This window comes from Amycolatopsis tolypomycina (assembly GCF_900105945.1).
In the GTDB taxonomy this organism is placed as follows: domain Bacteria; phylum Actinomycetota; class Actinomycetes; order Mycobacteriales; family Pseudonocardiaceae; genus Amycolatopsis; species Amycolatopsis tolypomycina.
Map to the genome: position 1 here is coordinate 6,248,847 of NZ_FNSO01000004.1, position 12,950 is coordinate 6,261,796.

Genomic DNA, 12,950 nt, shown 5'->3' on the forward strand with positions numbered 1-12,950 from the left:
GCCCCCAATCACGCCAGTCCCGTCCCAGCCACGCGAGATCCGGCCCCAATCACGCCAGTCCCGCCCCAGCCACGCGAGACCCGGCCCCAATCACGCCAGTCCCGCCCCAGCCACGCGAGATCCGCCCCCAATCACGCCAGTCCCGACCCCAATCACGCGAGATCCGGCCCGGCTCATACGCCCCAATGTGGCGTTGGGTGCATCCAACGCACCGAACGCCACATTGGGGCGCTCGGCCGCCCCTACCTCGCCGCCACCCGGCCGGCGAACACCTCCACCAGGCTCGCGAAGCTGTCCGCCCCGTGCCCGGCCGCGCTCGCGCGCTCCATCATCCCCCTCAGCAACTCCGGCAACGCGTTGTCCACCCCGCGCGCCCCGGCCGCGTGGATCAGGTGCCCGATCGCCGCGATCTGCACGTCCACCGTGGCGTCGTCGCCCGGGTACCGGCCCTCGTCGACCTGCTCCGCGTAGCGCGTCAGGAACCGGTTCACCGTGCCCAGCCAGCGGATCGCGACCGGCGTGAACTCCGTCGCCGTCGTCTTCTCCGCTCCCACCAGCGCCGTCCCGTGGAGCCAGCCGGCCATCGCCGACCACATCAGCCCCAGCAGGGCCGCGTCGTACAGGGATGCCCGGCCCGGGTCCTCCCCCAGGTACACCGGGTCGCCCAGGGCCGCCAGCGCCGGTGCGTGCGCGTCGAACACCGGCCGCGGCCCGCTGTACAGGACCATCACCTCCGCCGAGCCCACGCCCTCCGGCGTGGTCATGATCGCGCCGTCGAGGTAACCCGCGCCGAACCACTCCGCCGCTTCCGCCGCCTGCTCCGGCGATCCGGACGTCAGGTTGACGAAGTCCTTGCCCCGCAACGACTCCGGCTCGACCACCGCGCGCAGCACGCGGTAGTCGAGCACGCAGGCGACCACGAGCGGGCTCGCCGCGATCGCCTCCGCGGGCGTCGCCGCGAGCCGCGCTCCCCGCCGCGTCAGGGGCGCCGCCTTCTCCGCCGTGCGGTTCCAGACGGTCACCGGGTGCCCGTGGTCCAGCAGGGCCCCGGCCAGTGCCGAGCCCATCGACCCCAGGCCGAGGACGGTCACAGGCTGCTTCATTTCGTTGCTCCTCAAGGGTTTCCGATGTTCTGCCGCCAGATTCGCAGCGCCGGGAACCGCCAGCCAGTGGCACCACTGACCACCATCACCAAATTCCTGCCATACGATCGAGGCATGAGCGCGGGATCCGTCGCCCTGGTCGTCCCCGAGGAAGTCGGGCTGCGGTCCTGGGACCTGTACGAAGTGAGCATCGCGGCCACGGTCTTCGGCGTGCCACAGCCCGACCTCGCCGATCCCTGGTACGACCTGCGGATCTGCGGTGTCGGCTCGACGTCTCCGGGCGCACCCGGCCTCGCCCTGCGGACGCCGTACGGGCTCGACGGCCTCGAGGGCGCCGGCACCGTCATCGTGCCGTCGGTCCCGGACGCCTGTGTGGACGACGGCGTGCCGGTGCCCGAAGACCTCGTCGCGGCCCTTCGCAACGCCCACGCCAACGGCGCGAGGATGGTGTCGCTGTGCACCGGCGCCTTCGCGCTCGCCGCGGCCGGGCTGCTCGACGGCCGCCGCGCCACCGCCCACTGGATGCACACCGCCCAGCTCGCCGAGCGCCACCCCGCGGTGCTGGTCGACGACTCGGTCCTCTACGTCGACGACGGCGACGTGCTGACCAGCGCCGGGATGACCGCCGGGCTCGACCTCTGCCTGCACCTGGTCCGCCGCGACCTCGGCGCGCACGTCGCCAACCAGCTGGCGCGCCGGCTGGTCGTGCCCGCACACCGGCCCGGCGGCCAGGCGCAGTTCGTCGACCTGTCCGTGCCCGCCACCGACGCCGACGGCCTCGCCCCGGTGCTGGACTGGGCCCGCGCCCACCTCGACCGCCCCCTGACGATCGAGGACATGGCCCGCCGGGCCGCGGTCAGCCCCCGCACCTTCTACCGGCAGCTGCGGCGCGCCACCGGCACGACGCCGCTGCAGTGGCTGCTCAACCAGCGCCTGGCCCGGGCGCAGACACTCCTGGAATCGACCGGGCTGGCGATGGAGAAAATCGCGGCGCTGAGCGGGCTCGGCACCGCGAACAACCTGCGTCACCACTTCTTGAAGCAGATCGGTGTGTCACCGGGCGATTACCGACGGGCATTTCCCCGGTCGGCAGGCGCGGCGAATTCTTTCCGGACAGAAACTGTTTCACGCTCAACTTAATCTTTCGTGTGAATCCGGCAAACGGGTGGCAGCACCGGCCTCCGGCGTTGCACTCTGTATTCAGGGGACCCGGTCGGCCGAGGGGGGATTCCGGTCGGCCGGGTGCCCGCCGAGAGGCGGGCTTTCACAGGGGAGGGAACCGGAATGACTATCGATCTGTCCACCACGCTGTCCTGGACCACGGCGTCCGGCGAGGCCGCGACGATGCTCGGCGAACTGCAGCCGAACATCCTCAAGGCCCACGTCCGCGACCATCTGTCCGCTTTGTTCCTCGCGTTCGGCGAACCGGCGGAGGCGCGCGCCTTCCTGGTCGCGGTCACCGGGAAGATGAAGTCCGCCAAGGCACATCTCGACGAGGTGAGCGCGTTCAAGACCGAAGGCGGCGGGGGAACGCCGTACGTCGGCGTCGGCCTCACCGCGGCCGGCTACCGCGCGCTCGGCGTCGAAAACCTCCCGCAGGACGAGTCGTTCCTGCGGGGCATGGCGGCGCCGGACACACGGCGCCAGCTGAACGATCCGCCGCGCTCGACGTTCGATCCGGGCTACCGCGCGGAAATCCACGCCGTCGTGCTCGTCGGCGACGCCACCGACAAGGCGATGGCCGCGCGCCGCAACGAAATCCTCGATCTGCTGCCGGATTCGGCGGCGGTTCTCGCGGAGGAAACCGGCCTCGGCCGCGTCAACGCGCGCGGCGAAGGCATCGAGCACTTCGGCTACGTCGACGGCCGCAGCCAGCCGTTGTTCCTGACCGAAGACGTCGACGCGGAGAAGAACAACACCGACGGCATCAACGTGTGGAACCCGGCGGCACCGTTGGACCAGGTGCTCGTTCCCGACCCCGCGGCGCCGGATCCCGGCGTGCATTTCGGCAGCTATTTCGTTTTCCGCAAACTCGAACAGAACGTCCGGCGGTTCAAGCAGGCCGAAGAAGATCTCGCCGACACCCTCGGCCTCGTCGGCGGAGACCGCGAGCGGGCCGGCGCGATGATCATCGGCCGCTTCGAGGACGGCACCCCCCTGACCACCCAGCGCGAAGACGGCGCGGAAAGCCCGGTGTCGAACAACTTCACCTACGAAAGCGACCGCGCGGCGCTGAAGTGCCCGTTCCAGGCGCACATCCGCAAGACGAACCCGCGCGGTTCCGGCGGCGCCGAAGACCCGGCCGGCGAGCGGCGGCACCTGATGGCCCGCCGCGGCGTCACGTACGGGGAGCGCCCGGACGAACCGAACGCCGACGTGCCGCCCGCGGCCCGGCCGAGCGGCGGCGTCGGCCTGCTGTTCATGGCGTTCAACTCGGTGCTGGGCAACCAGTTCGAGTTCACGCAGTCGCTCTGGGCGAACAACCCGGGCTTCCCGATCGTCGACGGCGTCACGCCGGGCCTCGACCCGGTGATCGGCCAGGGCGAGCGCGGCTCGTCCGACTACACGGTCGACTGGGGCGGCGCCACGCAGCGGACGGCGGACCCGGTGCCGCAGTCGGTGACACTGCGGGGCGGCGAGTACTTCTTCATGCCGTCGCTGGCGTTCCTGCGCGCGCTCTGACCGCCGTCCGGCCACCACCACAGCCGGTGGTGGTGGCCGCCGGCGTCAGGCTTCGAGCAGGTCGAAGGCCAGCAGGCCGGCGCCGAGCCGCCCGGCTTCGTCGCCCAGCTCGGCGATCCGCAGCTCCGGCATCTTCTGGAAGGTCAGGTGCGCGGCCAGCCACTCCCGCACCGGCTCCAGCACGTAGTCGGCCGCCGTGAAGAGGCCGCCGCCCAGCACGATCACGTCCGGCCCCAGCAACGTCAGCAGCGTCCGGATCCCGTGGCCGAGCCCGTCGAGCGCGTCCTGCACCACGGCGACGGCGACCTCGTCACCACGGCGCGCCAGCTCCACGACCTCGCGCGCGCCGTCGGCCGGCCGCCCGGTGCGTTCGGTGTAGCGGCGCGCGATCGCGGCGGCCGACGAGATGGCCTCCAGGCAGCCGATCGCCCCGCAGCCGCACTTGCCGGAGTGCCCGACGTCGATGTGCCCGACCTCGCCGGCCTGCCCGCCCGCCCGGTGGATCCGGCCGTCGAGCAGCAGGGCGGCGGCGATCCCGGTGCCGACGGGGATGAAGGCGGCGTTCGTCGCCCCCCGCCCGGCGCCGACGCGGAACTCGGCGATCCCGCCCGCGGTGACGTCGTGCCCGAACGCGACGGGCAGCCCGAGCCGCTCTTCCAGCAGCTCGCCGAAGTGCACTTCCCGCCAGTCGAGGTTGGCCGAGAAGTGGCAGACGCGCGTCTGTTCGTCGACGATCCCCGGCACGACGACGCCGACCGCGTCGGGCCGTCCGGTACCGGCCTGTTCGGCCAGCGCGGCCACGATCTCCACGGTCTGCGCGGCCAGCGCCGTGCCGTCGGCGCTGCGAGCCGTCTCCGCGCGCAGTGCCGCCTGGGGCCGGAGCTGCTCGTCGAGCAACGCCGCCTTGATCGTCGTCCCGCCCACATCGAGGGCCGCCACCATTCGATTGGCACGCTCCCCGGCAGCAGAGCCGGGGATTCCCGCGCGGCTATGCCGCGTTTGGGTTGCTTCCTGCTTCATCGCCCTGCACCTCCCTGGAGGAAGGACTTACCGGAGCTCCACCGGCGTTTAGCCTCTCCGCCTGCCCGGCGGCGAGGATGTTGAGCGCTGCGTTGTAGTCCCGATCGTGGACGGCCCCACAGCCGGGGCAGGACCATTCGCGAATCTCGAGCGGTATGGAGGCCAGCACATGCCCGCAGCTCGAGCACGTTTTCGAGCTGGGCAGCCAGCGAGACACCTTGTGCACAGTACGGCCGTGTCGTTCGGCTTTCTCTTCGAGGAGCCGGACGAACTGGGCCCACCCGACATCGAGGATCGCCCGCGCCAACCGGTGGTTGCCGACCATCCCCGCGATGTTCAGGTCCTCGACGTGAACCGCTTGGTTTTCGCGGACCAGGATGAGGGCCTGCTTGTGGTGATGGTCCCGCCGGGCGCGGGCGACTTTGCCGTGCTGGACAGCGACCCGGTGACGTGTCTTCGCCCGGTTCGCCGAACCTTTGACGCGCCGTGCCTTTTCGCGCTCCAGCCGAGCCAGTTTCCGCAGTTTGCGCGAGAGGTGTTTCGGGTTCGGAACCTCCAGCCGACGTGCCGTCGTGTCGGCGATCGTCGCCAGGCGCGTGATCCCCAGATCCACCCCTGCTTCCCGATCGACCGGCGGGAGCGGGGTCCGCTCGACCTCGACCACGAAGGATGCGTAGTACCCGCCGTCCGGTTCCCGGAGGATCGTGACCGAACTGGGCTCCGACGGCAGAGCACGGGACCAGCGCACCCGCACCTCCCCCACCTTCGCCAGATACAGCCGCCCGTTCGGACGCAGGCTGAAGCCGTTCCGGGTGAGCCGGAAGGACTGCCTGTTGTCCTTCCTCGATTTGAACCGTGGACGCCCGATCTTCCGGCCCCGACGTTTGCCTCTCACCGAGGCGAAGAAGTTCGAGAACGCCCGATGCGCGTCACGCACCGATTGCACCAGCGCCACGCTGGCCACCTCGGACAACCAAGCCCGCTCGTCGCGAGCCTTCGCCTCCGTGATCACCTGTCGCTGCACCTCGGCCGGTGACAAATTCACCCCGAGCCGGTAGGCGCCTTCCCGGCACCTGATGGCGTCGTTGAACACCACCCGGGCGCATCCGAACGTGCGCGCCAGCATTCCCCGCTGAACCTCGTCAGGTTCGAGTCGATAGCGGTAGCGGGCCTGCACGGCGATCACTGTAGCCGAGGGGTCGGCTACCCCATGGGGATGGAACTCGCACCGATAGTTGCGGTGTCACATTGACGCGCCCCGAACGGCGGACCTACGCTCAACCGGCCAGACGAGGAGATTCCGGAACGCGGTGCAAGTCCGCGCGGTCGCGCCACTGTGACTCCCACCAGGGGGAAGCCAGACCCGGACCTTCGTGATCGACCCCGATGAGGCCGCGAAAGCCCGAGGAGGCCACGCATGACCCAGACGGCAGCTCCCGCCGTTCCGCTCCCGATCCGCATCCCGATCCGTGAGATCGTGCCGTGGGCGGTGTTCGTGGTGCTCCTCGCGCTGATCGCGCTGTACTTCGTGAGCGCCGAGCAGGGCGCCTTCGCGGTCTTCGCGAACAACTACGTCCACGAGTTCGTGCACGACGGCCGGCACCTGCTGGCCTTCCCCTGCCACTGATCGGCGGGCACGCACTCCCATGATGAAGACCCTGCTGGTCCGCGGCATGCTCGCGGGCCTGATCGCCGGTGTGCTCGCGTTCGGGTTCGCCTACGCCTTCGGTGAGCCGTCGGTGAACGCCGCCATCGGGCTCGAGGAGTCCGGCGGCGGCCACACGCACTCGCACGACGCCGCTCCCGCTTCGTCGCCGGAAGAGGAAGAGCTCGTCCCCCGAGACATCCAGAGCACGCTCGGCCTGCTGACCGGCGTGGTCGTGTACGGCGTCGCGATCGGCGGCCTGCTCTCGCTGGCGTTCGCGTTCGCCCAGGGCCGGCTCGGCTCGCTGCGCCCGCGGCTGACGGCGCTGCTGCTGACGGCGGGCGCGTTCACCGTGGTGTTCCTGGTGCCGTTCCTGAAGTACCCGGCCAACCCGCCCGCGGTCGGCCAGGCGGGCACGATCGGCTCCCGCACCGAGCTGTACTTCGGCTTCGTCGCGGTGTCGCTGCTCGTCGGCATCTTCGCGACGGTGTTCGGCCGCAAGCTCGCGGACCGCCTCGGCGCGTGGAACGGCTTCCTGCTGGCCGCGGCGGGCTACCTCGTCGTGATCGGCGTGGTGGCCTGGCTGATGCCGGTGGTCGACGAGGTCCCGGCGACGTTCCCGGCGTCGACGCTGTGGAGCTTCCGCACGGCGTCGGTCGGCACCCAGGTCACGCTGTGGCTGGGCCTGGGCCTGGCGTTCGGCGCGTTCGCGGAGAAGGCGCTGACCCGCCGCACCGCGGTCACGGCGGCCTGACCGAATCGTTAGCCGGGCGTCCCGTTCGTCCCTTTAGGCTCCTCTCCAGGGGAGTCTCGAGGGGGAAACCATGAACGAAGACGTGCCGGCCAAGCGGGACGGGTTCGCGGTCGCGTCCTTGATCACCGGAGTGCTGGGGTTCTTCGGGGTCACGGCGGTGCTGGGGGTGGGCTTCGGCATCGCCGCGCTGGTCCGGCTCCACCGGACCGGCGGACGCGGCCGCGGGCTCGCCATCGGTGGCATCACCGCGGGCGTGGCCTGGATGATCGCCCTGCCGATCGCGGCGTTCCTGGTGATCGCGGGCCTGCTGAGCGCGTCCAACGCCCCAATAGCGGCCCTGGAGATCGACAACTGCTACAACAAGGCCCGCCCCGGCCACGACGCGGTCCGCGTCACCTGCGCGGGCGAGCACGACGGCCTGGTGCTCGACGCGTTCCCCATGGCCGGCCCCAACACGCCATACCCGGGCGAGAAGCAGGCGGCGGCCGCGGTGGAGCGCAGCTGCCAGGACCGCCTGGACACGTTGTTCCACGGCCCGGACGCGGTGGAGCTCCCCCCGGAGATGGTGGTGGTCGGCTACGCCCCCGACGAGAAGGCCTGGGCGGCGGGCAAGCGGAACGGGACGTGCGGGATGCAGCGCCGGAGCGGCCGGATCGCCGGGTCCTGACCAGGGTGAGGCCCGCCCTTCCACCCGCCCGCCGCCTTGCCCCCTCCCGGCAACCGGCCCATGCCCGGCCCGCCGAGGCGCGGCAGGCGGGAGCCGTTCCGCCCTCGGCCGCCGCCCTTGCCCCCTGCCGGCAACCGGCCCATGCCCGGCCCGCCGAGGCGCGGCAGGCGGGAGCCGTTCCGCCCTCGGCCGCCGCCCTTGCCCCCTGCCGGCAACCGGCCCCGCCCGCTACGGTGCGCCCGGCGGGACGAACGGCAGGTCCGGGGGTGCCCCGCGGTCCAGCAGCGTCCGGAGCATCGCCGTGTCCAGGTGTTCGTCGATTGCGTCCGCGAGCTTGTCCAGCATTTCCTCGCGAAGCTCGCCGAAGGCGGGGGCGTCCGGTGCCGGGGCCCATGTCGCGCCCGCCTGTGCTGCCGCTTCGGTGAGCCAGGCGCGGCGGAACGCGTCGTTCTCGAAGGCGCCGTGCCACATCGTGCCCCAGACCGCTCCGGTGCGCAGACCGTCCAGAAAGGACTCCGCCGGCGCCGTGGTGGTCACCGAGCCGTGGTGGATTTCGTACGCCTCCACCCGGGTTCCCCGCCATGTTCCCGTCGGCCGGGCGAGGACCTTCTCCGCGGCGAACGTCACCCGCCCGGGCAGCAAACCGAGCCCCGGCACTTCGCCCGCGCCGGACTCGACTTCGTCCACAATGGACTCCGTCAGCATCTGGTAGCCGCCGCAGATGCCGAGGACCGGGCGGCCCGCGGTGGCCCGGGCCGTCACCGCCGTGTCGAGACCGCGGTCGCGCAGCCAGGCCAGGTCGGCCACCGTGGCGCGCGACCCGGGCAGCACCACGACGTCCGCCGCCGCGACGACGTCGGGGTCGGCCGTCAGCGTCACCGTGACCCCGGGCTCGGCGGCCAGCGCGTCGACGTCGGTGGCGTTCGACGCGCGCGGGAACCGGACGACCGCCACGCCGAGCCCCCCGCCGGGCGCTTCCCGGCGCCAGCCCGCCGCGGCGAGGGCGTCCTCCGAGTCGATCCACACCCGGTCCAGCCACGGCAGCACGCCCAGCACGGGACGGCCGGTGACCTTCTGGAGGCTGTCGAGGCCCGGCCGCAGCAGGCCGACGTCGCCGCGGAACTTGTTGACCACCCAGCCCGCGACCAGGGCCTGGTCCTCGGCCGAAAGCAGCGCGAGGGTGCCGAACATCGCCGCCAGCACGCCGCCGCGGTCGATGTCGCCGACGACCAGCACCGGCAGCCCGAACCGCCGCGCGAGCCCCATGTTGACGTAGTCGCCGCCGCGCAGGTTGATCTCCGCCGGGCTCCCGGCGCCTTCGCAGACGACGACGTCGTAGCGCGAACTGAGGTCTTCGAAGGCCCCGAAGGCGATCTCGGCCAGCCCGGCCCGGCCGGTGGCGTACTCGCCCGCCTCGAGCGTGCCGAAGGGCTTCCCGAGCGCGACGACGTGGCTGCGCCGGTCACTGCCCGGCTTGAGCAGCACCGGATTCATCGCCGCTTCGGGTTCGACACCGGCGGCGCGCGCCTGCACCCACTGGGCGCGGCCGATCTCGGCACCGTCGGCGCAGACCATCGAGTTGTTGGACATGTTCTGCGCCTTGAACGGCGCCACCCGCACGCCCCGCCGCGCGAGCCACCGGCAGATCCCGGCGGTGACCAGGCTCTTCCCGGCGTCCGACGTCGTCCCGGCGACGAGCAGGCCGCTCATCGCGCCACCACCGCGGCCAGCGCCACCGCGGCCGCGCCCACCCGGCGCGACAACCGCACCGCACGTCTGAGGTCCACCGGTTCCGGATCGCGGCCCTCCCCCAGCCGAGCCCGGCTCTCCACCTCGCCGCCGTAGCTGTTCGTCCCGCCGAACCGGATGTCCAGTGCGCCGGCGAAGGCCGCCTCCACCTGGCCCGCGTTGGGACTCGGGTGCCGGCTGCCGTCGCGTCGCCACACCCGCCAGGACTCCCGCACGCGGCCGCCCGCGCACAACGCCGTGAGCACCGCCCCGATCCGCGACGGCACCAGGTTGGCGACGTCGTCCGCGCGCGCCGACGCCCAGCCGAAGCGGCGGTGGCGCGGCGAGCGGTAGCCGACCATCGCGTCGAGCGTGTTCAGCGCGCGGTAGCCGAGGAGGCCCGGCATGCCCGCGACGGCACCCCAGAACAGCGGCGCGACCACGGCGTCCGACGTGTTCTCGGCGATCGACTCGGTGGCCGCGCGGGTCAGCTCGGCGGAGTCGAGCGTCGTCGCGTCGCGTGCGCAGAGGTGCGAGAGCCTCTGACGCGCTTCGGGCACTTCGCCCGCTTCGAGCAGCCGCGCCATTTCGGTGCCTTCGGCGGCGAGACCGCGGCCGCCGAGCACGACCCACGTACAGACTGCTGTCGCCGCGAAGCGCGCGAAGGGACGTCCCCGCGTCGCCGTCTGAAGCGCGACGCCGAGACCGACCGCGCCGAAGGTGCACAGCGCTGCGTACGCGGCTCCGCGCGGCTTCGAGTCGGCCCACAGACGGTGTTCCAGACGCGCGGCAGCGCTACCGAAGAGGGCGACCGGATGGCCCGTTCGGGGGTCACCGAACAGAGCGTCGGTTACGTATCCGGTCACGAGTCCGGCCGCGGTTGTCCCTAGACGGAGTGGCACGTGGCGCACGGTAGCGCGTGCACCAGAATGCCGGTATGACTGTGTCCGATGCCGCCTCCGCGGGAAAGCGTCCGTCGGCGGGGCTGAGCCACCGGCTCGCCGGGTATCTCGAATCCCTGGCTCGCGCCCTCCGCCGGTACGGGCGCGACGAAGGCAAGGTGCTGGTCCTCGGCGGCGTCCGCTCGGGGAAGTCACGGCACGCCGAGCGGCTCGTCGCCCGCCACCCGCACCTCGTCTACGTCGCGCCCGGCCTGCCCGCGGGCGAAGACGACCCCGAATGGGCCGCGCGGGTGGCCGCGCACCAGGCGCGGCGGCCGGCGAACTGGAAGACCGTCGAGACGACCGACCTGGCCGGGATCCTGCGCACGGCGACCGAGCCGCTGCTGATCGACTGCCTCGGCACCTGGCTCTCGCGCGTGCTGGACGACGTCGGCGCGTGGCGGCAGAAACCGGGCTGGGAGCACCGCCTGGACGACCGGCTCGAGGACTTCCTGGCCGCGTGGGCCGCGGCGCGGGTGCCAGTGGTCGCGGTCAGCAACGAGGTCGGCAGCGGTGTGGTGCCCGCAACGTCGTCCGGCCGGCTGTTCCGTGATGTGCTGGGCGCACTCAACAACCGGGTGTCCGCCGACGCCGACCGGGTCGTGCTGGTCGTCGCGGGCCGGGCGCTCGACCTGTAGCCAGGAGGCGCCCGTGTTCGACGTACCCGTGCCCGACCCCGCCGCCCGCACGGCCGCGCTGGAACGGCTCGACGGCCTGGTCAAGCCGCTCGGCGCGCTCGGCAGGCTCGAGGAGATCGCCGCGTGGCTGGCCGCCGCGCACGGCACCGTGCCCCCGCGCCCGCTGGACGACGTCCGCGTGGTGGTCTTCGCGGGCGACCACGGCGTGTCCGCGCTCTCGGCGTACCCCCGTGAGGTGACGGCGGCGATGGTGCGGGTGTTCCTGGCCGGGAAGAGCGGCGTGAACGTGCTCGCCGCCCAGGTCGGGGCACGCGTGCGGGTCGCGGACATCGCCGTCGACTGGGACGGCGCGGACGTGCCCGCGGCGGTGACGGCGCACAAGATCCGCCGCGGTTCGGGCTCGATCGACGTCGAGGACGCGCTGCTGCCTGGCGAAGCGCGGGCGGCGTTCGAAGCGGGCCGGGCCCTGGCTCTGGAGGAGCGCGACGCGGACGTCCTGATCCCCGGCGACATGGGCATCGGCAACACGGCGGTGTGCGCGGCAGTGGTGGCGGCCTCGCTGGGCCTGCCGGCGGCCGAGGTGGTCGGCACGGGAACCGGGGTCGACGCGGCAGGCCTGGAGCGCAAGACGGCGGCGGTCGCGGCGGCGCTGACGCGAGCCGCGGGCCGCACGGACGACCCGTTCGAGCGGCTGACGGCGCTGGGCAGCGCGTGCCTCGCCGCCACGGCGGGCTTCCTCGTGCAGGCGGCCGCGCTCGGGATCCCGGTGGTGCTGGACGGAGTGTTCTCCGGCGCGGCGGCGTTGGTGGCGCGGGACATCGCCCCGGGCGCGGAGCAGTGGTGGCTGGCCGGCCACCGTTCGACGGAACCTTCCCAGGCGTTCGCGCTGAAGGCGCTGGGCCTGGAACCGATCCTCGACTTCGGCCTGCGGCTCGGCGAGGGCAGCGGAGCGGTCCAGGCGGTACCGACGCTGCGCGCGGCCCGAGCGATCTTGGCCGACATGGGTTTGCTGGCCGACCTGGCATGACCCGCTGGATCGATGCCGCGCGGCTGGCCGTCGGAACGCTGACCACCGTGCCGGTGCCGGCGCCGCGCGTCATCGATCGGCCGGTGGCCGGGCGGGCCATGCTGCTCGCTCCGCTCGCCGCCGTTCCCCTGGCCGCCGTGGCCGGAGCGATCGTCTGGGCCGGTTCCGCCGTCGGGCTGCCCTCGCTCGCCACGGCCGCGCTCGCCATCGGAGCCGTGGCGCTCGGCAGCCGCGGGCTGCACCTGGACGGGCTCGCCGACACCGCCGACGGCCTCGGGGCCTCCTACGACCGCGGCAAGGCCCTCGACGTCATGCGCCGCGGCGACTCCGGTCCCACCGGGGTCGCGACGCTCGTCCTGGTCCTCCTCGTCCAGGTCGGTGCGCTGACCGCCGCCACCCCGGCCACCGCGGCCGCGGGCGTGCTCGTCGGCCGGTGCGTGCTGTCGACGGCTTGTGCGCGCGGCGTTCCGTCGGCGCGGGCCGACGGGCTCGGCGCCACCGTCGCCGGCTCGGTCCCGCGCGCCGCCGCGCTCGCGGTCGGGCTCGCCGCGGCCGGGCTCGCCGCGCTGCTGCCCGGGCTGCCGTGGTGGCGCGGGCCGCTTGCCGTCGTTCTTTCCTACGCCGTCGCCGCCGCACTCCTGTGGCGCTGCACCAAGCGGCTCGGCGGTGTCACCGGCGACGTCCTCGGCGCCGCTGTCGAAGCCGCCGTCGCGGCCGCCTTGGTCGCGTTGTCAACCTAGGCCCG

General features: G+C 72.8%; 13 protein-coding genes. 8 read left to right on the forward strand and 5 right to left on the reverse strand.

Going from position 1 to position 12,950, the window contains the following annotated elements; translation table 11 throughout:
- Positions 1–242: 242 nt before the first annotated feature.
- Positions 243–1,103 carry an NAD(P)-dependent oxidoreductase gene (locus BLW76_RS38210; RefSeq protein ID WP_091316763.1) on the reverse strand — a complete coding sequence of 287 codons (861 nt, stop codon included), beginning with the start codon at positions 1,101–1,103 and terminating at the stop codon, positions 243–245.
- A gap of 114 nt (positions 1,104–1,217) precedes the next feature.
- On the opposite strand from BLW76_RS38210, the gene BLW76_RS38215 reads away from it, so the two are divergent.
- Positions 1,218–2,243: a helix-turn-helix domain-containing protein gene (locus BLW76_RS38215; protein ID WP_091316764.1), complete on the forward strand. Its 1,026-nt coding sequence runs from the start codon at positions 1,218–1,220 to the stop codon at positions 2,241–2,243.
- Between the two features lie 144 nt (positions 2,244–2,387).
- The gene (locus tag BLW76_RS38220; RefSeq protein WP_091316766.1) at positions 2,388–3,785 is read left to right on the forward strand and encodes a Dyp-type peroxidase; all 1,398 of its coding nucleotides are present in this window, start codon (positions 2,388–2,390) and stop codon (positions 3,783–3,785) included.
- 45 nt (positions 3,786–3,830) lie between these two features.
- Here BLW76_RS38220 and BLW76_RS38225 read toward each other — a convergent pair whose 3' ends face one another.
- Both BLW76_RS38225 and BLW76_RS38230 read right to left on the reverse strand, forming a co-directional pair.
- Positions 3,831–4,727, reverse strand: a complete 897-nt coding sequence (locus BLW76_RS38225) for an ROK family protein (RefSeq protein ID WP_091316768.1) — start codon at positions 4,725–4,727, stop codon at positions 3,831–3,833.
- Between the two features lie 46 nt (positions 4,728–4,773).
- Positions 4,774–5,982, reverse strand: coding sequence for an RNA-guided endonuclease InsQ/TnpB family protein (locus tag BLW76_RS38230; RefSeq protein ID WP_091320382.1), 1,209 nt, complete (start codon positions 5,980–5,982; stop codon positions 4,774–4,776).
- Between the two features lie 240 nt (positions 5,983–6,222).
- On the opposite strand from BLW76_RS38230, the gene BLW76_RS38235 reads away from it, so the two are divergent.
- From BLW76_RS38235 to BLW76_RS38245, 3 genes are all read left to right on the forward strand, one after another.
- Entirely contained in the window at positions 6,223–6,432 is a 210-nt protein-coding gene (locus tag BLW76_RS38235) for a CbtB domain-containing protein (RefSeq protein WP_091316769.1), read from the forward strand.
- Between the two features lie 19 nt (positions 6,433–6,451).
- Positions 6,452–7,204, forward strand: a complete 753-nt coding sequence (locus BLW76_RS38240) for a CbtA family protein (RefSeq protein ID WP_091316771.1) — start codon at positions 6,452–6,454, stop codon at positions 7,202–7,204.
- Positions 7,205–7,274: 70 nt separating this feature from the next.
- Positions 7,275–7,871 (forward strand): DUF4190 domain-containing protein, encoded by a 597-nt coding sequence (locus tag BLW76_RS38245; RefSeq protein WP_091316772.1) that lies wholly within the window; start codon positions 7,275–7,277, stop codon positions 7,869–7,871.
- Between the two features lie 228 nt (positions 7,872–8,099).
- On the opposite strand, the gene BLW76_RS38250 is transcribed toward BLW76_RS38245, so the two are convergent.
- Positions 8,100–9,581 carry a cobyric acid synthase gene (locus BLW76_RS38250; protein ID WP_091316774.1) on the reverse strand — a complete coding sequence of 494 codons (1,482 nt, stop codon included), beginning with the start codon at positions 9,579–9,581 and terminating at the stop codon, positions 8,100–8,102.
- On the reverse strand, positions 9,578–10,501 hold the full coding sequence (locus tag BLW76_RS38255) for a cobalamin biosynthesis protein (RefSeq protein WP_091320384.1): 924 nt from the start codon (positions 10,499–10,501) through the stop codon (positions 9,578–9,580). Before BLW76_RS38255 ends, BLW76_RS38250 begins: the two co-directional genes overlap by 4 nt.
- A gap of 35 nt (positions 10,502–10,536) precedes the next feature.
- Between BLW76_RS38255 and BLW76_RS38260 the strand changes: the two genes are divergently transcribed.
- From BLW76_RS38260 to BLW76_RS38270, 3 genes are read left to right on the forward strand one after another with little or no spacing between them, the layout of a single operon-like run.
- Complete coding sequence (locus BLW76_RS38260) at positions 10,537–11,178, forward strand: bifunctional adenosylcobinamide kinase/adenosylcobinamide-phosphate guanylyltransferase (protein ID WP_091316775.1); 642 nt, start codon at positions 10,537–10,539, stop codon at positions 11,176–11,178.
- Between the two features lie 13 nt (positions 11,179–11,191).
- Positions 11,192–12,205 (forward strand): nicotinate-nucleotide--dimethylbenzimidazole phosphoribosyltransferase, encoded by a 1,014-nt coding sequence (gene cobT / locus BLW76_RS38265; protein WP_091316777.1) that lies wholly within the window; start codon positions 11,192–11,194, stop codon positions 12,203–12,205.
- The gene (locus BLW76_RS38270) at positions 12,202–12,945 is read left to right on the forward strand and encodes an adenosylcobinamide-GDP ribazoletransferase (RefSeq protein ID WP_208613471.1); all 744 of its coding nucleotides are present in this window, start codon (positions 12,202–12,204) and stop codon (positions 12,943–12,945) included. Before cobT ends, BLW76_RS38270 begins: the two co-directional genes overlap by 4 nt.
- Positions 12,946–12,950: the final 5 nt, after the last annotated feature.

Bases quoted from the DNA above. Each gene is read 5' to 3' on its own strand.
- BLW76_RS38235 (WP_091316769.1), top strand. From the start codon at position 6,223: ATGACCCAGACGGCAGCTCCCGCCGTTCCGCTCCCGATCCGCATCCCG.
- BLW76_RS38240 (WP_091316771.1), top strand. From the start codon at position 6,452: ATGATGAAGACCCTGCTGGTCCGCGGCATGCTCGCGGGCCTGATCGCC.
- BLW76_RS38220 (WP_091316766.1), top strand. From the start codon at position 2,388: ATGACTATCGATCTGTCCACCACGCTGTCCTGGACCACGGCGTCCGGC.
- BLW76_RS38210 (WP_091316763.1), bottom strand. From the start codon at position 1,103: ATGAAGCAGCCTGTGACCGTCCTCGGCCTGGGGTCGATGGGCTCGGCA.
- BLW76_RS38250 (WP_091316774.1), bottom strand. From the start codon at position 9,581: ATGAGCGGCCTGCTCGTCGCCGGGACGACGTCGGACGCCGGGAAGAGC.
- BLW76_RS38225 (WP_091316768.1), bottom strand. From the start codon at position 4,727: ATGGTGGCGGCCCTCGATGTGGGCGGGACGACGATCAAGGCGGCGTTG.
- BLW76_RS38215 (WP_091316764.1), top strand. From the start codon at position 1,218: ATGAGCGCGGGATCCGTCGCCCTGGTCGTCCCCGAGGAAGTCGGGCTG.
- BLW76_RS38260 (WP_091316775.1), top strand. From the start codon at position 10,537: ATGACTGTGTCCGATGCCGCCTCCGCGGGAAAGCGTCCGTCGGCGGGG.
- BLW76_RS38245 (WP_091316772.1), top strand. From the start codon at position 7,275: ATGAACGAAGACGTGCCGGCCAAGCGGGACGGGTTCGCGGTCGCGTCC.
- BLW76_RS38270 (WP_208613471.1), top strand. From the start codon at position 12,202: ATGACCCGCTGGATCGATGCCGCGCGGCTGGCCGTCGGAACGCTGACC.